Source organism: Pseudomonas sp. Pse79, from assembly GCF_024519615.1.
In the GTDB taxonomy this organism is placed as follows: domain Bacteria; phylum Pseudomonadota; class Gammaproteobacteria; order Pseudomonadales; family Pseudomonadaceae; genus Aquipseudomonas; species Aquipseudomonas veronii.
In genome coordinates this window covers 58,803-78,357 of the sequence record NZ_JALJRR010000022.1, presented here as the reverse complement: position 1 = coordinate 78,357, position 19,555 = coordinate 58,803, and the positions used below count along the sequence as shown (strand labels likewise).

Annotated in this window: 19 protein-coding genes; 9 read left to right on the top strand and 10 right to left on the bottom strand. The window is 61.9% G+C overall.

Annotated elements, in window-relative coordinates:
* Positions 1-27: 27 nt before the first annotated feature.
* Positions 28-585 carry an NADPH-dependent FMN reductase gene (locus NR164_RS23545; RefSeq protein WP_256823327.1) on the bottom strand — a complete coding sequence of 186 codons (558 nt, stop codon included), beginning with the start codon at positions 583-585 and terminating at the stop codon, positions 28-30.
* 227 nt (positions 586-812) lie between these two features.
* On the opposite strand from NR164_RS23545, the gene NR164_RS23540 reads away from it, so the two are divergent.
* Complete coding sequence (locus tag NR164_RS23540) at positions 813-1,049, top strand: hypothetical protein (RefSeq protein WP_256823326.1); 237 nt, start codon at positions 813-815, stop codon at positions 1,047-1,049.
* Positions 1,050-1,112: 63 nt separating this feature from the next.
* Here the strand turns inward: NR164_RS23540 and NR164_RS23535 are convergent, their stop codons facing one another.
* Both NR164_RS23535 and gspG read right to left on the bottom strand, forming a co-directional pair.
* Positions 1,113-1,457, bottom strand: a complete 345-nt coding sequence (locus NR164_RS23535) for a hypothetical protein (RefSeq protein WP_177030635.1) — start codon at positions 1,455-1,457, stop codon at positions 1,113-1,115.
* A gap of 103 nt (positions 1,458-1,560) precedes the next feature.
* Entirely contained in the window at positions 1,561-2,007 is a 447-nt protein-coding gene (gene gspG / locus NR164_RS23530) for a type II secretion system major pseudopilin GspG (protein ID WP_104903031.1), read from the bottom strand.
* A gap of 151 nt (positions 2,008-2,158) precedes the next feature.
* Between gspG and NR164_RS23525 the strand changes: the two genes are divergently transcribed.
* On the top strand, positions 2,159-3,052 hold the full coding sequence (locus NR164_RS23525) for a LysR substrate-binding domain-containing protein (RefSeq protein ID WP_177031758.1): 894 nt from the start codon (positions 2,159-2,161) through the stop codon (positions 3,050-3,052).
* A gap of 5 nt (positions 3,053-3,057) precedes the next feature.
* On the opposite strand, the gene NR164_RS23520 is transcribed toward NR164_RS23525, so the two are convergent.
* From NR164_RS23520 to NR164_RS23500, 5 genes are all read right to left on the bottom strand, one after another.
* Positions 3,058-3,627: a GNAT family N-acetyltransferase gene (locus tag NR164_RS23520; RefSeq protein ID WP_256823333.1), complete on the bottom strand. Its 570-nt coding sequence runs from the start codon at positions 3,625-3,627 to the stop codon at positions 3,058-3,060.
* A 20-nt stretch (positions 3,628-3,647) separates the two neighbouring features.
* Positions 3,648-5,903: an Orn/Lys/Arg decarboxylase N-terminal domain-containing protein gene (locus tag NR164_RS23515; RefSeq protein WP_017846617.1), complete on the bottom strand. Its 2,256-nt coding sequence runs from the start codon at positions 5,901-5,903 to the stop codon at positions 3,648-3,650.
* Between the two features lie 202 nt (positions 5,904-6,105).
* A complete protein-coding gene (dnaQ, locus tag NR164_RS23510; protein WP_164887049.1) occupies positions 6,106-6,846 on the bottom strand; it encodes a DNA polymerase III subunit epsilon in 741 nt (246 codons plus the stop codon).
* Positions 6,847-6,916: 70 nt separating this feature from the next.
* A complete protein-coding gene (gene rnhA / locus NR164_RS23505) occupies positions 6,917-7,369 on the bottom strand; it encodes a ribonuclease HI (RefSeq protein WP_017846619.1) in 453 nt (150 codons plus the stop codon).
* Positions 7,370-7,456: 87 nt separating this feature from the next.
* Positions 7,457-8,215, bottom strand: a complete 759-nt coding sequence (locus NR164_RS23500; RefSeq protein WP_017846620.1) for a class I SAM-dependent methyltransferase — start codon at positions 8,213-8,215, stop codon at positions 7,457-7,459.
* Between the two features lie 65 nt (positions 8,216-8,280).
* Here NR164_RS23500 and gloB point away from each other — a divergent pair, with 65 nt between their 5' ends.
* From gloB to NR164_RS23465, 7 genes are all read left to right on the top strand, one after another.
* Entirely contained in the window at positions 8,281-9,048 is a 768-nt protein-coding gene (gene gloB / locus NR164_RS23495) for a hydroxyacylglutathione hydrolase (protein ID WP_057005425.1), read from the top strand.
* Positions 9,049-9,146: 98 nt separating this feature from the next.
* A complete protein-coding gene (locus NR164_RS23490; RefSeq protein WP_046383128.1) occupies positions 9,147-10,559 on the top strand; it encodes a lytic transglycosylase domain-containing protein in 1,413 nt (470 codons plus the stop codon).
* A gap of 234 nt (positions 10,560-10,793) precedes the next feature.
* The gene (locus NR164_RS23485; RefSeq protein ID WP_046383127.1) at positions 10,794-12,623 is read left to right on the top strand and encodes an extracellular solute-binding protein; all 1,830 of its coding nucleotides are present in this window, start codon (positions 10,794-10,796) and stop codon (positions 12,621-12,623) included.
* On the top strand, positions 12,620-14,452 hold the full coding sequence (locus NR164_RS23480; RefSeq protein ID WP_256823325.1) for an extracellular solute-binding protein: 1,833 nt from the start codon (positions 12,620-12,622) through the stop codon (positions 14,450-14,452). The genes NR164_RS23485 and NR164_RS23480 overlap by 4 nt, the downstream gene beginning before the upstream one ends.
* Complete coding sequence (locus NR164_RS23475) at positions 14,453-15,526, top strand: microcin C ABC transporter permease YejB (protein WP_017846625.1); 1,074 nt, start codon at positions 14,453-14,455, stop codon at positions 15,524-15,526.
* Between the two features lies 1 nt (position 15,527).
* Complete coding sequence (locus tag NR164_RS23470) at positions 15,528-16,547, top strand: ABC transporter permease (RefSeq protein ID WP_017846626.1); 1,020 nt, start codon at positions 15,528-15,530, stop codon at positions 16,545-16,547.
* A 1-nt stretch (position 16,548) separates the two neighbouring features.
* Entirely contained in the window at positions 16,549-18,153 is a 1,605-nt protein-coding gene (locus tag NR164_RS23465; protein ID WP_017846627.1) for an ABC transporter ATP-binding protein, read from the top strand.
* Between the two features lie 49 nt (positions 18,154-18,202).
* On the opposite strand, the gene NR164_RS23460 is transcribed toward NR164_RS23465, so the two are convergent.
* Together NR164_RS23460 and NR164_RS23455 are read right to left on the bottom strand one after the other, a co-directional pair.
* The gene (locus tag NR164_RS23460) at positions 18,203-18,670 is read right to left on the bottom strand and encodes an SCP2 domain-containing protein (RefSeq protein ID WP_017846628.1); all 468 of its coding nucleotides are present in this window, start codon (positions 18,668-18,670) and stop codon (positions 18,203-18,205) included.
* Entirely contained in the window at positions 18,664-19,554 is an 891-nt protein-coding gene (locus NR164_RS23455) for a U32 family peptidase (protein ID WP_046383125.1), read from the bottom strand. Before NR164_RS23455 ends, NR164_RS23460 begins: the two co-directional genes overlap by 7 nt.
* Position 19,555: the final 1 nt, after the last annotated feature.

The window sequence follows — 19,555 nt, the reverse complement described above, 5'->3', positions numbered from 1 at the left end:
CGAGCCAGCCCGTTTCCACATCGGCGATCAGCCCTGCTGTTTCTCTACCCACTTGCCGTAGGCATCGATAAACGCCTGCAGGAACGGCTTGGTTTTCTCCGACAGTTTGCCCGCCTCGTCGAACACACTGCCCGCGCCGCCCAGGTAGGCTTCCGGCTGCTGCATGCACGGCACGTCGAGGAACACCAGGGACTGGCGCAGATGGTGGTTGGCGCCAAAGCCGCCGACAGCCCCCGGCGACACACTGATAATCGCCCCCGGCTTGCCGCTCCAGGCGCTTTGCCCGTAAGGGCGCGAGCCCACATCGATGGCATTCTTCAGCGGGGCGGGCACGGAGCGGTTGTATTCGGGGGTCACGAACAGCACTGCGTCGGATGAACGCACTTGTTGACGGAAAGTACTGTAGGCTGCGGGCGGTGATGCCCCGTCGATGTCCTCGTTGTAGAGCGGCAAATCGCCAATTTCGACAATGTTCAATGTGAGGTTGGCGGGGGCCAGTTCGGCCAATGCCAGGGCGACCTTGCGGTTGATCGACTCTTTTCTCAAGCTGCCCACCAGGACGGCAATCGTGTAGACCTTGCTCATTGAGGTTTCCCGACGTCTGACTAAAGGAGCTTGTAGTTATAGAGCCTTCGCGACGCGTTCACCAGAAGGTTTTGATAATTCCCCCGGCGTCTGCCTCGCGACCACCCGCGTAGGAAGCGTCTGAAAACATCAACGAATAGTATTTTTTTTCCATAGGTAAACTACCCCGCTCCATGACGGTCTACAGAACCGCAAATCGAGTGTTTATCTCCAGAGGTTCTAAACAGATGGCAGCAGTACTTGTCGGACAGTTCCATGCCAGAGACGCAGAAGGACGCGTGTATTCGGTGCATGAGTTCCAGGAATCCCCCCCGCCGCTAGACGGCCTGGCTGGCTCGGCGCCCACCACAACCTACAAGCTGGCCATTGGCGACCGTGTAGAAAAACTGGAAGGCGATGAATTCAAATTGATTCAGTCCGGGACCATTATCGTCCGCGAATCGGAAACCGTCCGCGCGCAATAAGCTTGAGCCCCCGAGCGTACCTGCTCAGTCCTGGCCATTGACGGCATAGACTGGGCCGGACGATCACGGGCGGCGAACCTCCGTCACTTCAATCCCCGGGTCTCCCTCAACCTGTTTGAGCGTGACCATCAGTCGCCCCTTCTCGCCCTCGACGTCATACATCAAGCGCTTGTAGCCCGGCGTACCATACGCGGGATACGCCACCACCTGCCTGACCAGCGTGATGCCCAACACCGTACCCACCTGCGCGCCCACCTGTTCCTGGGAACGGATGAACGCATCGAGTGCGAGGTTTTCGGACGTAGTGTCGTCGGGATTGCTCAAGAGATAAGCGGCCACGCCTCCCACGGTCACCAGGACCAGCAGTTGCCTGGCCGTTACCCCGAAGAAGTTCGCGGGCATCGGCATTTGAGACCAGACCTGTTTTTGTTGTAAGTACCGGGTAACCGGCATTGGTCGTTGATGATCAGACCAACCATTCTAAACAGGTCGATGGGTAATGCCAGATGAATCAGTTGTCGCCGTAGGTAATATCCTTGTTATCCCCGACACCGCCCAACGTCCGATCCTTGCCGAAGGAGAACAGGTCGAACGGAACCTGGGGTTGGCTCGGCGGAAAGTGATACTGATAAGCAACACCCCACGGATCGGTCAGCAGCTCCTCGTTGACATAGGGGCCTTTCCAATTCGCGTCGGCGGCAGGCGGCTTGATCAACCCCTCCAGGCCTTCCTCATCGGTCGGATAGCGGCCAGTGTCTTGATGGAAGTGCTCGACGGCCTTGCCCAGCTCGGCGACCTGGGCCTTGGCCATAGCGATTTCCGTCAGGGTCATCTCGCCAAACAGCCGCGGCCACAATGCCAGGGCCAACACGCCGATGACGACGAGTACCACCAGCACCGCCCACCGCGTAAAGCCGCCGTGGGTGCGCCGGTTGCCGACTATGACTGGTGCAGACATTCTGAGCCCCCTTGTCGCTCGGTTGATACGCTCGTTATATGCCCTGCTTGTTGCAGTTGCGCAAGGCTAACGTAAGTCGATGCGAATCAACGCTCCCGCTGTTTTTTTCCAGGCCATTGAATCCCGGCCCTGCTGACCCTAGACTCCGGCCATGCGTTTACGTCATATCGAAGTGATTCAGGCCATCTTGCAGACCGGACACCTCGGCACGGCCGCCGAATGGTTGCAGCTTTCTGTGGGCGATGTGGACGCGACGCTCAAGGACGCCGAGCAGCAATTGGGCTTTATGTTGTTCGCCAGCGTGCGCGGACGCCTGCAGCCAACACGGGAAACCCTGGAGTTACAGGCGCAAATCGCCCATGTGTATGAAGCGCTGGAGCCGGTACAACGCTTGGCCAGCCGCCTGAAGCACCATCACGCGCCAACCCTGCGTGCCCTGTGTACGCCGCCCCTGGCCAATCAACTGCTGCCGCAAAGCATCGCCGTGCTGCGCCGACGCTTCCAGGACACGCCGTGCAACCTGTCGAGCCAGCCGACCCGCGAGATCGTCAGGAGCCTGTTGCTGCACGAGGCCGACGTGGGCCTGAGCCTGCATGACCCAGAACATCCGCAAATCCAAAGCAGCGTATTGGCCCAGGGCAAACTGCAACTGCTCGCGCCCCATGGCTGGCTCAAACCCAAGCAGAAGTACATCGCCCTGCAGGACCTGGCCGGGCAGTCGATGATCGGGCTGGAGGGCCAGGACCCGCTCAGTCGCCTGCTCGACGCCAAACTGCAAGCCCTGCGCCCGCTGCCGGTGGTGCAGACGCGGGTGCAGACTTACCAGATGATGCGCAGCATGGTGGAGGCCGGCGAAGGCCTGGCGATCGTCGATCCGTTCACCGCGTTCGGCGCCCGGGAGGCCGGGCTGGACGCGTGCCCGGTATCGCCGCCGATCATGGTCAGCCTGTATGCGCTGACCCTCAGGGAGGGCGTGACCTCACCGGCACTGAATGCACTGCTGGAGATTGTCACGCAGAAAGCCGAAGGCCTGCTCACGAGCTGAACGCGTCAGACCGCCTCGACTTCCGCCTTGAACAAGCGATACCAGAAAATCGCCACCTCACGGGTTTGCGGGTCGATCCCGCGATAGCGCAGGTGGTCGATCCCGCCCACCACATACCCACAACGCTCATACAGGCGGCAGGCGCCGAGGTTGTTGTTCTGGGTCTCCAACATCATGCCCGGCAGGTTTTTCTTGCGACTCCAGAACTGCGCCACGTCCAGCAGCGCCTTGGCCACGCCGTGACGGCGCGCGGGCAACGCCACGGCCAGCTCATCGACGTGCGCGAAGCCATTCCAATTGGTACTGACCACGACATGCCCGACCGGTCTGTCGTCCAGAAAGGCCATGAAGATCGCGCTGTCGGGCGCGCCGCGAAAGCTGGCGAACTCCTCCGGGTCGATGCCGTAGCACTTGCGGTACGGCAGGATGCGCTCCACGAGCCACTGTTCGACCCGCTTGCCCAGCTCCGGCACGCCATAGGCGCTGACCTCAAAACTGAAATCATTGCCCCACACGTAGGCGTCAAAGCCCTCGTCGGCGACCCGCACACTGAGCCCTGGATACTTCGGGTTCATTACAGCTTGCATAAACATCCTTATCCCTTGATGCAATCGACGGTGTAACAACGACCACTGCCGTCGTCTTCGTGTTGCAACCCATGAACATCCGCGACAAAGCCGGGGAAACTGCTATCGAACGTGCGGGCAAAGGCCAGGTAGTCGATGATCGAACGCGTTGACTCGGTAAAGCGCTCACCCGGCATGATCAACGGAATGCCCGGCGGATAAGGCACCAGCATCACCGCAGCGATGCGCCCAGCCAAGGCATCGATGGACACCGCCTCGACGTCACCCCTGACCAATTGGTCATAGGCGTCGGCCGGTTTCATCGCGATTTCGGGCAACACGGTGTACATCCGCTTGAGGTGTTTGGCGGTGGCGTTGCTACGGTAACAGCTATGTAATTGGTCGCACAGGTCGCGCAGCCCCAGGCCTTGATAACGCACTGGGCCCTGGGCAAATACCGAAGGCAGGCAACTGGCAAGGCTGACATTGGCGTCGTAGTTGCGTTTGAATTCCAGCAATTCGGTGAGCAAGGTACTCCATTTGCCCTTGGTGATGCCCATGGAAAACAGCACGAGGAACGAATACAGGCCGGTTTTTTCCACCACCAGGCCACGCTCCCAGAGGAATTTGCTGACCACCGCAGCGGGAATCCCGCAGTCGCTCAACGCACCGCCGGCAGTGAGCCCGGGCATCACCAACGTGACTTTGATGGGGTCCAGCAGCACGTAATCTTCGGCCACGTCGCCAAAGCCATGCCAGTCATCCTCGGGCTGCAACAGCCAATCCGCCGTGGCGACCCGGTCGATGCCAGCCACGGACGGCGGCTGCCAGATGGAAAACCACCAGTCTTCGGCGGCGATGTGCTGGCGCAGGTTGGCCAGGGCACGGCGGAAGCTCAAGGCTTCGTCGAACATTTCCTGCAGCAGCGAGCGCCCCGCCGGGCCTTCCATCATCGCCGACGCCACGTCCAGCGAGGCGATGATGCTGTATTGCGGCGAGGTGGAGATATGCATCATGAACGCTTCGTTGAACCGATCGCGGTCCAACTGCCGCGCGCCGCCGTCCTGCACATGGATCATCGAGGCCTGGCTGAATGCCGCCAGCAACTTGTGCGTGGAATGCGTGGTGAATACCAGCGGGCTGTCCGGCGTGCGCGACGTGCCCATGCCATAGCGCCCGGCAAAGAACTCGTGGAACGCCGCGTAGGCGTACCAGGCCTCGTCGAAGTGCAGCACCTCGACACTGTTGCCCAATTGCTGCTTGATCAGCTCGGCGTTGTAGCACAGGCCGTCGTAGGTGGAGTTGGTGACCACCGCCAGCTTCACTTTCGCCGGCCGCCCGCGGGTCAATGGGCTGGCCTCGATCTTGGCGCGGATCGACGCGGGGCTGAATTCACTGAGGGGAATCGGGCCGATAATGCCCAGTTCGTTGCGCTCCGGGCACAAGTACAGCGGGATCGCGCCGGTCATGATGATCGAGTGCAACACCGATTTGTGGCAGTTGCGGTCGACCAGCACCAGATCATCTCGAGCGACCATCGAGTGCCAGACGATCTTGTTGGCGGTCGAGGTGCCATTGATCACAAAGAAGGTGTGATCGGCACCGAAATTCCGCGCAGCACGCGCTTCGGCTTCGGCCAGCGGCCCGGTGTGATCGAGCAGCGAGCCCAGCTCCGGCACAGACACGGACAGGTCGGAGCGCAGCGTGTTTTCCCCGAAGAACTGATGAAACGCCTGCCCCACCGGGCTTTTGCGATAGGCCACGCCGCCACCGTGACCGGGGGTGTGCCAGGAATAATTGGAGTCGGCGGTGTGTTGCACCAGGGCTTTGAAGAAGGGCGGCAGCAGGCCATCAAGGTACGTGCGCGCGGCGCGGGCGACTTGCCTGGCGAGAAACGGTACGGTGTCTTCGAACAGGTAGAGAATGCCGCGCAGTTGGTTGAGTTCGCTCATCGCATCAGCCGGGGCGTTTTCCAGGGTGACTTGTTCACCCAGGGCGAAAATCGGCAGGTTGGGCGCCCTCAGCCGCGCTAGGCGGATCAGTTCGACCATGTTTTGCAGCAGATGGGTGTTTTCCCCAGCACCTTCGGCGGCGATCAGCATGCAGGCCAGGCCATGGTGGGTCGAGGCCACCAGCCGGCCTTCGGCGTAGTCCACCGCAGAAAAGATACTGAAGCCCTCTTGTTCCAACTCTTGAGCGATACCCCGAACCCGGTCGCCGGCAACGGTGTCGGCCTTGATGTCGCGATGCACGATAAGGATGGGGAACTTCAGGTCTTTGTACATGGGGGCTTTGAGTCCTGAGGATGATGCACTCAGGGTAGAAGCTGTGAGCGGATGTAGCGAATGAAGATTTTGAAAGCAGCGACTCACCAATGTGGGAGGGAGCTTGCTCCCGATAGTGGCGGGCCAGTCGACATTGATGCCACAGATCCACCGCTATCGGGAGCAAGCTCCCTCCCACATTGTTGGATTGCGCTCAGCCAGATTATTGCTGGGTCAGTTGGGTCCACAACGCCGGCGCGCCCGCCGACTTGGCAATCGCTTCGAGCCGCGCGGCATGCTCGGCGAGGTCCTGCGCGCTGGCGCGGATGATCGGCGTCGGTTTGCGATCCGCCGGCAGGCGACGGATTTCCGAAGGGCGATTGCCCGAACCCTCCGCCGAACCGGCACCGTCGGAGGCATTGCCGGCCAGGGACAGGCTGGTCTGCCCGCCGGTCATGGTCAGGTAAACGTCGGCCAGGATCTCGGAGTCGAGCAACGCGCCGTGCAGCTCACGGCCGGAGTTGTCGACGCCATAGCGTTTGCACAAGGCATCCAGGCTGTTGCGCTGGCCCGGGTGACGCTCACGGGCCATCATCAAGGTGTCGAGGATCGAGCAGTGCCGGGAAATATCCGCGCGATCCGTCTGCCCCATCAGGGCAAATTCGTTATTGATGAAGCCGACGTCGAACGCCGCGTTATGGATGATCAACTGCGCGCCGTTGATGAACTCGAAGAACTCGTCGGCGACTTCCGCGAAGCGCGGTTTGCCTTTGAGGAATTCGTCGGTGATACCGTGGACGCCGATCGCGCCCTCGTCACTTTCGCGGTCCGGTTGCAGGTAGACGTGGAAGTGACGACCGGTGAGGCGACGGCCCATGAGTTCGACACAGCCGATTTCAATGATCCGGTGACCATCGGTCACCGGCATGCCGGTGGTTTCGGTATCGAGTACAACAGATCGGATGGCCATCAGGGTTCAGCTCTCAACGGTGTGGTGTATTTCAAGGGGCGCAATCTTAACACGTCAGCCGGCATCAGCCCTGCTTGTAGCCCCGCACTTCGTCGACGCCACGGTTGGCCAACTGGTCGGCACGCTCGTTGCCATGGTGGCCGATGTGCCCGCGCACCCATTTCCAGGTGATGTTATGGCGGTTGCATTGCTCATCGAGCAGTTGCCACAGGTCGGCGTTCTTGACCGGCTCTTTGGCCGCCGTCTTCCAGCCGCGTTTCTTCCAGTTGACCATCCACTCGTTGATGCCCTTCATCACATATTGCGAGTCGGTCACCAGCAGCACGTCGCAACGCCGCTTGAGCTCTTCGAGGCCGCGAATGGCGCCCATCAGCTCCATGCGGTTGTTGGTGGTGTTGGCTTCGCCGCCCCACAGTTCCTTCTCCACGCCCTTGCACACCAGCAAGGCGCCCCAGCCGCCGGGGCCAGGGTTGCCTTTACAGGCGCCATCGGTGAAGAGTTCAACGCTATCGGTCATCGGTTACATCCATCAAAACGGGTTGCCGGGCTTAGGCCGGCAGTATCCCGAGGCCGACTGATCCGGCCTGAAATCAAAAAGAGGGTTCTACGGTTGGCTTTGCTTGCGGTTGACCTTGGCCATCGGCATCGGCACCAGCTTGCCCATGGGTTGGCGTAGCACCTGACGCACCGGCCGCAGCCCGACCACGATCTTGCGTGCGACCAGTAAATAGAAGCCGCCACCCGACAGCTGCCAAGCCCCCGCCCGACGCTCCCAGCCGGCCAGACGGGCCTGCCACTTGGTCGACGCCAGCGGCGGACGATAGCACCCGAAGCGGCGTTTCTCCAGCGCGAAGCCCAGCAGGTTCAGCCAGTCCCCCACCCGCGACGGCGAAATGCAACGGGCCTGGCGCAGGCCGTCATGGGCGAACACATGGCGCAGGCCCCAGCTGCTCCAGGGGTTGATACCGACAATCAGCAAATGGCCACCTGGGCGCACGCTGCTGGCGGCTTCGCGCAACAAACCATGGGGTGACAGGCAGAAATCCAGGCCGTGCTGCAGCACCACCACATCGGCGGCGTGCTCGCTCAACGGCCAGGCCTGCTCTTCGCAGACGATCTCCACCCCCGGCAACGGCGCGCCCAGGCGCACATTGCGTTGCACCTGCGGCGCGGACGGCGGCGTCTGGGCCGACGGGCCGTAATGCACCAGGTAACCGCCAAAGAACCGGCCCAGCTCGTCTTCGAGCATGCGCCGTTCTTCATCCAGCAAAAATTGCCCGATCGGCCCGGACAGCCAGTCACGGGCCGCGCTGATCAGGGCCAGCCATTCAGGATCGGCCTGGGCGAACGCTTTATCAGTCATTGCATTCTCCAACTCGCCTAGACGTTCTAAGATGCACCAATGTGTTCAGCTTGGCGAATCGAAGAATGATACAGATCAGTGCCCTGCCCGCCTTCACCGATAACTACATCTGGTTGTTACAGGAACCCCAGTCCCGCCGTTGCGCCGTGGTCGACCCCGGCGATGCCGCCCCCGTGCTGGCCTGGCTCAAGCAGAACCCGGGGTGGACGCTCAGCGACATCCTCGTCACCCACCATCACCATGATCATGTGGGCGGCGTCGAAGCGCTGAAACGCGTGAGCGGCGCCACGGTCTACGGCCCGGCCCACGAAACGATCCCGGCGCGGGACGTTGCCCTGCAGGACAACCAGCGCATCAGCGTGCTGGGTTGGGACTTCGCGGTGTACGCCGTCCCCGGCCACACCCTCGGCCATATCGCCTTTTACCACCCAGGCGTGCTGTTTTGCGGCGACACGCTCTTCGCCGCCGGTTGCGGCCGCCTGTTCGAAGGCACGCCGGCGCAAATGCATGCCTCGCTGCAACGCCTGGCCGCCCTGCCCGCCGACACGCGGGTGTACTGCACCCATGAATATACACAGAGCAATCTCAGGTTTGCCCAGGCAGTGGAACCGGACAACGCCGATATCGCCGAACGGGTGGAAAACGTCAACCGACTGCGCGCCCGTGGCGAGATCACGCTGCCGTCCAACCTGGCCCTGGAAAAACGCACCAACCCGTTTCTGCGTACCGCTGAAACATCCGTTAAACAAAAAGCGGACGAACGGAACGGCCGCGACAACCGCTCTGGGGACGAGGTATTTGCTAGCTTGAGGGCTTGGAAAGATAAGTTCTAACGTGACGCAATCTGATACGTAATTTCTGAATGGTTGACCGGAACCAAAGCGCTTTCTAGAATCGCCCGACATTTTTGCCCGGAACTTACTTCCAGCCAATGTCGTCATCTACTCGTAAATCCAATCATTCAGACGCATTGACCCGCCTGGCTCAAGCCGTGGCGGTGGCTGTCTCCGCAACTCTGGCGGGCTGCCAATCGACAAATTTCGCTGCACAATCCACCGTGCAACCCAAACCGAATCTTGCTGCCAAGATCAAGCAAAAACCTATTTGGCTCTCAGAGAAGCCGAGCCCCGAAGCGCCCCAGGATGTCTGGGAACGCATGCGTCGGGGCTTTCAATTGCAGGACGGTCTCGGCGTCAACCCGCGTATCGAGCAACAACGCCTGTGGTTCGCCAGCAACCCGTCCTTCCTGGAGAACGCCGGCGAACGCGGCAGCCTCTACATTCATTACATCGTCGAACGCCTTGAAGAACGCAACATGCCCCTGGAGCTGGCGCTGCTGCCAGTGATTGAAAGTGCCTACAACCCAATGGCCTATTCGCGCAGCGATGCCGTCGGCTTGTGGCAGTTCATTCCCTCCACCGGGCGTTACTTCAACTTGCGCCAGACCCGCGCCTACGACGGTCGTCGCGATATCACCGCGTCCACCACCGCCGCCCTGGACTATCTGACACGTCTGCATGACATGTTCAACGGCGACTGGCTGCTGGCCCTGGCCGCGTATAACGCTGGCGAAGGCACGGTAAGCCGGGCGATCGAGCGCAACGAGAAGCTCGGCCTGCCGACCGACTACTGGAACCTGCCCCTGCCCCAGGAAACCAAGGACTACGTGCCCAAGTTCCTGGCGCTGTCCCAGGTGGTGCTGGCCCCGGATGCCTACGGCGTCAACCTGAACCCGATTGCCAACACGCCGTACTTCAAAATGGTTGAAGTCAAGCAAAGCATGGACCTGTCACGGGTCGCCGCGCTGGCCGAGATCGACGAAGACGAACTGTTCCAGCTCAACCCGGCGCTGAAACAACGCACCACCCTGGACGGCCCCCAGCATTTGCTGGTGCCCAGCTCCAAGGCGCAACTGCTGACCAGCAGTCTTTCGGCGATGAAGCCTGAAGAATTGCTGGCATTACGCCCTAAAAAGCCGGTTTTCGACGAAGTCGAGAGCAAATCCGTGGCCGGCCGCAGCCGTAGCTACAAAGTGCGCAACGGCGACAACCTGACGCTGATCGCCAAGGCCAACAAGGTCGACGTGCATGACCTGCAGCGCTGGAACAAGCTCAACGGCCAGGCACTCAAGGTCGGCCAGACCCTGGTGATGCAGGACACGCGCAAGCTGGTGGCCAAGGCCGACAGCAAGAAGCCAGTGCAGTACAAGGTCAAGAAAGGCGACTCGCTGTATATCGTCGCCAAGCGTTTCAACGTCGAGATGCAACATCTCAAGCGCTGGAACCCACGCACTGGCATGGCGCTCAAGCCTGGGCAGATGCTGGTGGTTTCCGGGCCAAGATAAACCGCAGGCAAGCGCGCTCCTGTGGGAGCTGGCTTGCCTGCGATGCAGACACCGAGGTGTATCAGTTACATCAGGGTGATGCCATCGCAGGCAAGCCAGCTCCCACATTTGATCTCTACGCCGCTCAATACCTCGCCAGCCTCCTGCCACCCTTCCCAACAGCCTTTTTCCAACGGGAACAAGCTGTTACTGTACCGATCATGAAGCCCAAGCTGCCTGGATCGGATCTCTGACTTGACGCGTCCCCTCCTTCTACTAATAAGTCTGGCCTTGAGCTTTGCTGCGCACGCGACGATTACCGAAAGCCACGGTTATGCGCAGTTCGGCACGCTCAAGTACCCGACCAAATTCACCCACTTCGATTGGGTAAACCCTGCAGCGCCGAAAGGCGGGACATTGCGGGTCATGGCGTTTGGCACGTTCGACACCCTCAACCCTTATACCTTCAAGGGTTCGAGCCCGGTTTCCACACCGAACTTCCTGCAATACGGCGTCAATGAGCTGAACGAACCGTTGATGGTCGGCACCGGCCAGTACGCGCCGTCCGGCGATGAGCCGACGTCCAGCTACGGGCTGATTGCCCAATCGGTGGAGTACAGCGAGGACCGCAGCTGGGTGGTGTTCAACCTGCGCCCGGAAGCGCGCTTTCACGATGGCAAGCCGATCACCGCGTATGACGTGGCGTTTTCCTATCGCACCCTGCTGACCGAAGGTCATCCGCAGTACCGCACCAACCTGCAGGAAGTCGCGCGGGTCGACATCCTCAACCGCCACCGTATCCGTTTTGTGTTCAAGCGCGCCGGCAACCCGTTGCTGATCCTGCGCCTGGGCGAACTGCCAGTGCTGCCCCAGCATTACTGGAAAAACCGCGACTTCAAGGCCACCACCTTCGAACCACCGCTGGGCAGCGGGCCCTATCGCCTCAGCAAGGTCACCCCGGGCCGGCAACTGGTGTTCGAGCGGGTCAAGGATTATTGGGGCAAGGACCTGCCGGTCAACCAGGGTTTCTATAACTACGACAAGGTCGAAGTGGAGTTCTACCGCGACAGCGACGTCGCCTTCGAAGCCTTCAAGGCCGGCGAGTTCGATATCTATATCGAGCATCAGGCCAAAAACTGGGCGAATGGCTATGACTTCCCGGCGGTCAGCCGCGGCGACGTGATCAAGGCGCAGATCGCCCACCAGATCCCGACCCAAAGCCAGGGCCTGTTCATGAACACGCGGCGCCCGACGTTCAGCCAGGCCAAGGTGCGTGAAGCCCTGGGGCTGATGTTCGACTTTGAATGGACCAACCGCACCCTGTTCAGCAACGCCTATAAACGCACCTTGAGCTATTACCCCAACAGCGAATTTTCGGCGACCGGCGTCCCGGTCGGCCATGAATGGTTGATGCTCTCGCCCTACCGCGACCAACTGCCGGCCAATCTCTATACCCAACCGTTCAGCCTGCCCCAGACCGACGGGCACGGCATCCCCCGCGACACCTTGCGCCGTGCCCTGGCCCTGCTCGGCGAAGGCGGCTGGAAGCTGTCCGGGCAGCGCCTGCTCAACAAGGACGGGCAGCCACTGCGCTTCGAGATCCTGCTGGTCAACCCGAACCTGGAGCGCATCCTGCAGCCCTACGTGGAAAACCTGAACAGTATCGGTATCGACGCGCACCTGCGCACGGTCGACCGGGCGCAGTACAAACAGCGCCTCGATCAGTTCGATTTCGACATGATCCTGATGACCCTCAACCAGACCCTCAGCCCCGGCCTTGAGCAGTGGCAGTACTTCCACTCCAGCCAGGCGGCGATCAAGGGCAGCAAGAACTACGCCGGCATCGCCAACCCGGTGGTCGACCGTCTGCTCGAACAACTGCTGGCGGCACAGACCCGCGACGAACAACTGGCCGCCGGCCGGGCCCTGGACCGGGTCCTGCTGTGGCAGCATTACAGCATTCCCAACTGGTACCTCAACTATCATCGCCTGGCCTACCGCAACCGGTTCGCCTTTGTCACCACGCCGCCCTACAGCCTGGGCCTGAGCGCGTGGTGGCTGAAAGCTTCGGAGAAAGCCCAATGATGTCTTTGCGTACAGCACTGCTCGGCAGTCTGTTGCTCTGCACGGCGGCCAACGCCGCCCCGCAACATGCGCTGACCCTCTACGACGAGCCACCCAAGTACCCCGCCAGCTTCAAGCACTTCGACTACGTCAACCCCGATGCCCCCAAGGGCGGCTCCTTTCGCGAGTCGAGCATGGGCGGTTTCGACAGCCTCAACCCCTACATCAGCAAGGGCGTGCCGGCGGACAATATCAGCCTGATCTACGACACCCTGGCCATGCAGAGCCTGGACGAACCCATCACCGAATACGGCCTGGTGGCCGGCAAGATCGAAAAAGCCCCGGACAACAGTTGGGTGCGCTTCTACCTGCGCCCCGAAGCACGCTTCCACGATGGCCACCCGATCCACGCCGAAGACGTGGTGTTCACCTTCCAGATGCTGATGAAGGAAGGCTCGCCGCTCTACCGCACTTACTACGCCGACGTCGACGAAGTGGTCGCCGAAGACCCGCTGCGAGTGCTGTTCAAGTTCAAGCGCACCAACAACCGCGAATTGCCGCTGATCCTCGGGCAACTGCCGGTATTGCCCAAGCATTGGTGGGCCACCCGCGACTTCACCAAGGGCAACCTGGAAATCCCGCTGGGCAGCGGGCCGTACAAGGTCGCCGAGGTCAAGGCCGGGCGCATGATCCGCTACGAGCGGGTCAAGGACTACTGGGCCAAGGACCTGCCGATCACCCAAGGTTTCTACAACTTCGATCAGCGCATCACCGACTATTACCGTGACAACACGGTAGCCCTGGAAGCGTTGAAGGCCGGGCAGTTCGACTACTGGCTGGAGTTCAGCGCGAAGAACTGGGCCACCGCCTACAACATTCCGGCGGTGGCCGAGGGGCGCCTGGTCAAGGAAGAGATCCCCAACGGCAACCCCACCGGCATGCAGGGTTTCGTGTTCAACACACGCAAGCCGATGTTCCAGGACGTGCGCGTGCGCAAGGCCATCAGCCTGTTGCTGGATTTCGAATGGAGCAACAAGCAGCTGTTCAACGGCGCCTACACCCGCACCCGCAGCTACTTCGAGAACTCGGAGATGGCCGCCACCGGCCTGCCCGGCCCGGACGAACTGGCAATCCTCGAACCGCTGCGCGACAAGATCCCCGCCGAAGTCTTCACCCAGGCCTTCGAACCGTCCAAGACCGACGGCAGCGGCATGATCCGCACCCAGCAGCGCGAGGCCTACCAGCTGTTGCAGGAAGCCGGCTGGCGCATCGTCGACGACAAGATGGTCGACGCCACCGGCAAACCGGTGAGCATTGAATTTTTGCTGGCGCAGACCGAGTTCGAACGCATCCTGCTGCCCTTCAAGCGCAACCTGGCAGACCTGGGCATCGACCTGGTGATTCGCCGGGTCGACGTCTCGCAATTCGTCAACCGCCTGCGCTCGCGGGATTTCGACATGCTGGTGGGCAGCTTCCCGCAGTCCACCTCGCCGGGTAATGAACAACGCGAATTCTGGAAATCCTCCAGTGCCGACAAGCCCGGCAGCCGCAACTACATGGGCCTCAAGGACCCGGCCGTCGACCAACTGGTCGAAGAACTGATCGACGCCGACTCGCGCCAAAGCCTGATCGCCCATGCCAAGGCCCTGGATCGCGTGTTGCAATTTGGCTACTACGTGATCCCCAACTGGCACATCAAGACCTTCCGCGTGGCGTACTGGGACCATCTCGGTCATCCCAAAGTGCCACCGCGTTATGACGTCGGCACCGCCACCTGGTGGGCCAAACCCGACGTCAAACCTGCCACCACCCTGGACACGAGCGCCGACCCGGCGAGCGGAGGCGATTAAATGCTGGCCTATATCATTCGGCGCCTGTTGCTGATCATCCCCACGTTGTTCGGGATTCTGCTGATCAACTTCGTCATCATCCAGGCCGCCCCGGGTGGCCCGGTGGAGCAGATGATCGCCAAGCTCGAAGGCTTCGAAGGCGCCACCAGCCGCATTGCCGGCGGCGGCGCCGAAGTCGCGGTGGCCGGCTCCAGCTACCGTGGCGCCCAAGGCCTGGACCCGGCGCTGATCAAGGAAATCGAAACCATGTACGGTTTCGACAAGTCGGCACCGGAACGCTTGTGGATCATGGTCAAGAACTACGCCCGGCTGGATTTCGGCGACAGCTTCTTTCGCGACGCCAAGGTCATCGACCTGATCAAGGAAAAGATGCCGGTGTCGATCTCCCTCGGGCTGTGGAGCACGCTGATCATGTACCTGGTCTCGATCCCGCTGGGGATCGCCAAGGCCACGCGACACGGCAGCCACTTCGACGTATGGACCAGCTCGGCGATCATCGTCGGCTACGCGATCCCGGCGTTCCTGTTCGCGATCCTGCTGATCGTGGTGTTTGCCGGCGGCAGTTACTTCGACTGGTTCCCCTTGCGCGGGCTGACCTCCAACAATTTCGATGAGCTGAGCTGGGGCGGCAAGATCCTCGACTACTTCTGGCACCTGGCCTTGCCCATCACCGCGCTGGTGATCGGCAACTTCGCGACCATGACGCTGCTGACCAAAAACAGCTTTCTCGACGAGATCAACAAACAGTACGTGGTTACCGCCAAGGCCAAGGGCCTGACCAACCACCGCGTGCTCTACGGCCATGTGTTCCGCAACGCCATGCTGCTGGTGATCGCCGGTTTCCCCTCGGCGTTCATCGGGATCTTCTTCACCGGCTCGCTGCTGGTGGAAGTGATCTTCTCCCTCGACGGCCTCGGCCTGATGAGCTTTGAAGCCGCGATCAACCGCGACTACCCGGTGGTGTTCGGCACGCTGTTTATCTTCACCCTGCTCGGGCTGGTGGTGAAGCTGATCGGTGACCTCACCTACACCCTGGTCGATCCGCGTATCGACTTCGCCAGCCGGGAGCATTGAGATGAATCTGTCCCCCCTCAATCGCCGCCGGTTCGAGCGGTTCAAGGCAAACAAACGCGGCTGGTGGTCGCTGTGGCTGTTCCTGATCCTGTTCGGCCTGAGCCTGGGCGCCGAGCTGATCGCCAACGACAAACCGCTGGTGGTGCATTACGACGGCGACTGGTATTTCCCGGCGCTCAAACGCTACCCGGAAACCACCTTCGGCGGCGAGTTCCCCCTGGAGGCCAACTACAAGAGCCCGTATATCCAGGAGCTGCTCAAGGCCAAGGGCGCGTGGACGCTGTGGGCGCCGATCCCGTTCAGCTATCAGAGCATCAACTACGACCTGAAGGTGCCGGCCCCCGCGCCGCCGTCTTCGGTCAACCTGCTGGGCACCGATGACCAGGGCCGCGACGTCTTGGCGCGGGTGATCTATGGCTTTCGCGTGTCGGTGCTGTTTGCCCTGACCCTGACCGTGCTCAGCTCGATCATCGGCGTGATCGCCGGGGCCCTGCAGGGCTTCTATGGCGGCTGGGTCGACCTGGCCGGGCAACGCTTCCTGGAGATCTGGTCGGGCTTGCCGGTGCTGTACCTGCTGATCATCCTCGCCAGTTTCGTGCAGCCCAACTTCTGGTGGCTGCTGGGGATCATGCTGCTGTTCTCGTGGATGAGCCTGGTGGACGTGGTCCGCGCCGAGTTCCTGCGTGGGCGCAACCTGGAATACGTGCGCGCGGCCAGGGCGCTGGGCATGCAGAACGGCGCGATCATGTTCCGCCATATCCTGCCCAATGCCATGGTCTCGACCATGACCTTCATGCCGTTCATCCTCACCGGCGCCATCGGCACCCTGACCGCCCTGGACTTCCTCGGCTTCGGCCTGCCGGCGGGTTCGCCGTCGCTGGGGGAACTGGTGGCCCAGGGCAAATCCAACCTGCAAGCGCCGTGGCTGGGCATGAGTGCCTTTGCCGTGCTGGCGATCATGTTGAGTTTGCTGGTGTTTATCGGCGAGTCCGCTCGCGATGCCTTCGACCCGAGGAAATGAGATGAATCAGGACAATCTGATCGAAGTCCGCGACCTCTGCGTCGAGTTCGTCACCGGCGAGCATCACCACCGCGTGGTGAACCACGTCAGCTTCGACATCAAGCGCGGCGAAACCCTGGCGCTGGTCGGCGAAAGCGGCTCCGGCAAATCGGTGACCGCCCACTCGATCCTGCGCCTGCTGCCCTACCCCTTGGCGCGGCACCCCGCCGGCACCATCGAATACGTCGGCCAGGACCTGCTGACCCTCAACGAAAAAACCATCCGGCATATTCGCGGCAACCGCATTGCGATGATCTTCCAGGAGCCGATGACCTCGTTGAACCCGCTGCACTGCATCGAGAAGCAGATCAACGAAGTGCTCGGCCTGCACAAAGGGCTGACCGGCAAAGTCGCGACCCGGCGCACCCTCGAGTTGCTCGAACTGGTGGGCATTCCCGAGCCGCATAAACGCCTCAAGGCGCTGCCCCACGAACTGTCCGGCGGCCAGCGCCAACGGGTGATGATCGCCATGGCCCTGGCCAACGAGCCGGAGCTGTTGATTGCCGACGAACCGACCACCGCCCTCGACGTGACGGTGCAGTTGAAGATCCTCGAGCTGCTCAAGGAACTGCAGGCGCGCCTGGGCATGGCGTTGCTGCTGATCAGCCACGACTTGAACCTGGTGCGGCGCATTGCCCACCGTGTGTGCGTGATGCAACAGGGTTGCATCGTCGAGCAAGCCGATTGCGAAACCTTGTTCCAGTCGCCGCAGCACCCTTACACCCAGGAACTGCTCGCCGCCGAACCCAGCGGCGGGCCGGCCGCCACCGCCGTCGGGCCACCGTTGCTGGAAGTGGACGACTTGAAAGTCTGGTTTGCGATCAAGAAAGGCTTTTTGCGCAACACCGTCGATTACGTCAAGGCGGTGGACGGCATCAACTTCAGCCTGCCCCAGGGGCAAACCCTGGGCATCGTCGGCGAAAGCGGCTCGGGCAAGTCCACCCTCGGCTTGGCGATCCTGCGCCTGATCGCGAGCAAAGGCGGGATTCGCTTCGAAGGCCAGCAACTCGACCGCCTGAGCCAGCAACAGGTGCGCCCGTTGCGCCGGGAAATGCAGGTGGTGTTCCAGGACCCATTCGGCAGCCTCAGCCCGCGCATGTGCGTCAGCGAGATCGTCGGCGAAGGCCTGCGCATTCACAAGATGGGCAGCCCGGCGGAGCAGGAAGCGGCGATCATCGCAGCGCTCAAGGAAGTCGGCCTCGACCCGCAGTCGCGGCATCGCTACCCCCACGAGTTCTCCGGCGGCCAGCGCCAACGCATCGCCATTGCCCGCGCCCTGGTGCTCAAGCCGCGCCTGATCCTGCTCGACGAACCGACCTCGGCGCTCGACCGCACGGTGCAGCGCCAAGTGGTGGAATTGCTGCGCGGTTTGCAGGCCAAGTACAACCTGACCTATCTGTTCATCAGCCATGACCTGGCGGTGGTCAAAGCGTTGAGTCACCAGTTGATGGTGGTCAAGCATGGGCAGGTGGTGGAACAGGGCGACGCGCCGGCGATTTTCGCCAACCCGCAGCATGCCTATACCCGGCAGTTGCTGGAGGCGGCGTTTCTGGTGCCGACGCCTTAGCCCAGGGCCGTGACCTATCCGTTCAGCGCGAAAGGATAGGTCGTTCGCCTCAGGCCGCCAGCCCGCGCCCGGCCCGCTCCAGGTTGCGCCACAACCAGCCCGGCAATACGTCCGGGTCCAGGCTGTCGATCAGGTTCTTCAAGCCCAGCCCCAACTCCGTGTCGCCTTCAATCACCAAGCGACGCCGGAAGAACAAGGTGTCCGGATCTTCCTGGCGACTGGCCAGCAACAAGAACTCGCGCCAGTTACCACTGATGGTCACCTGGGCCTCGGCTTTTTCAGCGATGCGCAAGCCATCCCGCGCCAGCGTCAGGTACCAGCACAGCCCAAGGTCGGGGATGCGCAGGCACATCCAGCGCCCGCGCAACAGGTCGAAGCCGCCGTCGCGCAACGGCTCGGCCAGGCAGCGGTTGAGGCCTTGCTGCAAGGCCAGGCGCTGCACCCGGAACGGCACGTGGCGCACCAGCGGCAACAAGCGATCGGCGCCCTTGAGCAGCCATTGTTTGCGACTCAACACAGGCCCACCTCCTCGACCCGCAGCATGCCGGCCTGGCCATGCCAGTAACCGTTGCAGCCGTCGACGCACAACGGCGGCATCGCGCCCTGGCGCACCTGGTCGAACGCCTGGACCACACCGACCATCCCTTCGGCGCGTGGGCTCAGGCGCAACAGGTCAGCGCCACACGCGACCAGGCCGGGGTAATCGGCGAGCAGGTTGGTGACATCGGCCGACATCGTCTGAATCCCGTTCAAGGTGAACAACGGTTGCCCTTCCTGGCTGGTCAGGGCCATGCCGTCGGGGTAGTTGATGCAACAGAACTGGCAATCGTCCTTGGGCCGGTTTTCCGCGCGGGCGGTGAAGCAACGGGCCGAGTACGCCAGGGGCAAATGCCCATAGGCGAAGATCTCCACTTCGGGCAGCGGCCGGCCGAGTTCGCGCACCTGTTCCAGCACATCGGCGATCAGGCTTTGCGAGCACTCCACCGGCGGCACCCAGCGCTGCATGCCCGCATCGAGCAATTGCGCCAGGGCGTGGCCGTTGTACAGGTTGAGCGCCGGGCCGCCGACAAAAGGCAACTTGCGCTCGATCAGCAACTGCACCGCGCCCATGTCGTTGGCCTCGACCAGCACCTCGCCGTTGTCGCACAGGCGGCGCAGGCTCGACAGTTCAGAGGCGGCTTCGATCAAGGTCAGGCTCGACAGCACGATCTGCGCCGAGCTGCACGACTGCAACTCGCGGCCCAGGCCCAACCATTGATCCAGGGAAAACGCGCGGCGTTTGGAGCACACGGTTTCCCCCAGGTAAATCACGTCCAGGGGCAAGCCGGCCATGTCTGAATAGAAGCGCCCCAAGTGTTCCTTATCCCAATAAAACAGCACCGGTCCCAGGCTGAGCTTCATC

Coding starts and splice junctions, on each gene's coding strand:
- NR164_RS23475 (WP_017846625.1), top strand. CDS start 14,453: ATGCTGGCCTATATCATTCGGCGCCTGTTGCTGATCATCCCCACGTTG.
- gspG (WP_104903031.1), bottom strand. CDS start 2,007: ATGTCTGCACCAGTCATAGTCGGCAACCGGCGCACCCACGGCGGCTTT.
- NR164_RS23455 (WP_046383125.1), bottom strand. CDS start 19,554: ATGAAGCTCAGCCTGGGACCGGTGCTGTTTTATTGGGATAAGGAACAC.
- NR164_RS23525 (WP_177031758.1), top strand. CDS start 2,159: ATGCGTTTACGTCATATCGAAGTGATTCAGGCCATCTTGCAGACCGGA.
- NR164_RS23545 (WP_256823327.1), bottom strand. CDS start 585: ATGAGCAAGGTCTACACGATTGCCGTCCTGGTGGGCAGCTTGAGAAAA.
- NR164_RS23465 (WP_017846627.1), top strand. CDS start 16,549: ATGAATCAGGACAATCTGATCGAAGTCCGCGACCTCTGCGTCGAGTTC.
- NR164_RS23480 (WP_256823325.1), top strand. CDS start 12,620: ATGATGTCTTTGCGTACAGCACTGCTCGGCAGTCTGTTGCTCTGCACG.
- NR164_RS23500 (WP_017846620.1), bottom strand. CDS start 8,215: ATGACTGATAAAGCGTTCGCCCAGGCCGATCCTGAATGGCTGGCCCTG.
- NR164_RS23540 (WP_256823326.1), top strand. CDS start 813: ATGGCAGCAGTACTTGTCGGACAGTTCCATGCCAGAGACGCAGAAGGA.
- NR164_RS23490 (WP_046383128.1), top strand. CDS start 9,147: ATGTCGTCATCTACTCGTAAATCCAATCATTCAGACGCATTGACCCGC.
- NR164_RS23520 (WP_256823333.1), bottom strand. CDS start 3,627: ATGAACCCGAAGTATCCAGGGCTCAGTGTGCGGGTCGCCGACGAGGGC.
- NR164_RS23515 (WP_017846617.1), bottom strand. CDS start 5,903: ATGTACAAAGACCTGAAGTTCCCCATCCTTATCGTGCATCGCGACATC.
- gloB (WP_057005425.1), top strand. CDS start 8,281: ATGATACAGATCAGTGCCCTGCCCGCCTTCACCGATAACTACATCTGG.
- NR164_RS23535 (WP_177030635.1), bottom strand. CDS start 1,457: ATGCCGATGCCCGCGAACTTCTTCGGGGTAACGGCCAGGCAACTGCTG.
- rnhA (WP_017846619.1), bottom strand. CDS start 7,369: ATGACCGATAGCGTTGAACTCTTCACCGATGGCGCCTGTAAAGGCAAC.
- NR164_RS23470 (WP_017846626.1), top strand. CDS start 15,528: ATGAATCTGTCCCCCCTCAATCGCCGCCGGTTCGAGCGGTTCAAGGCA.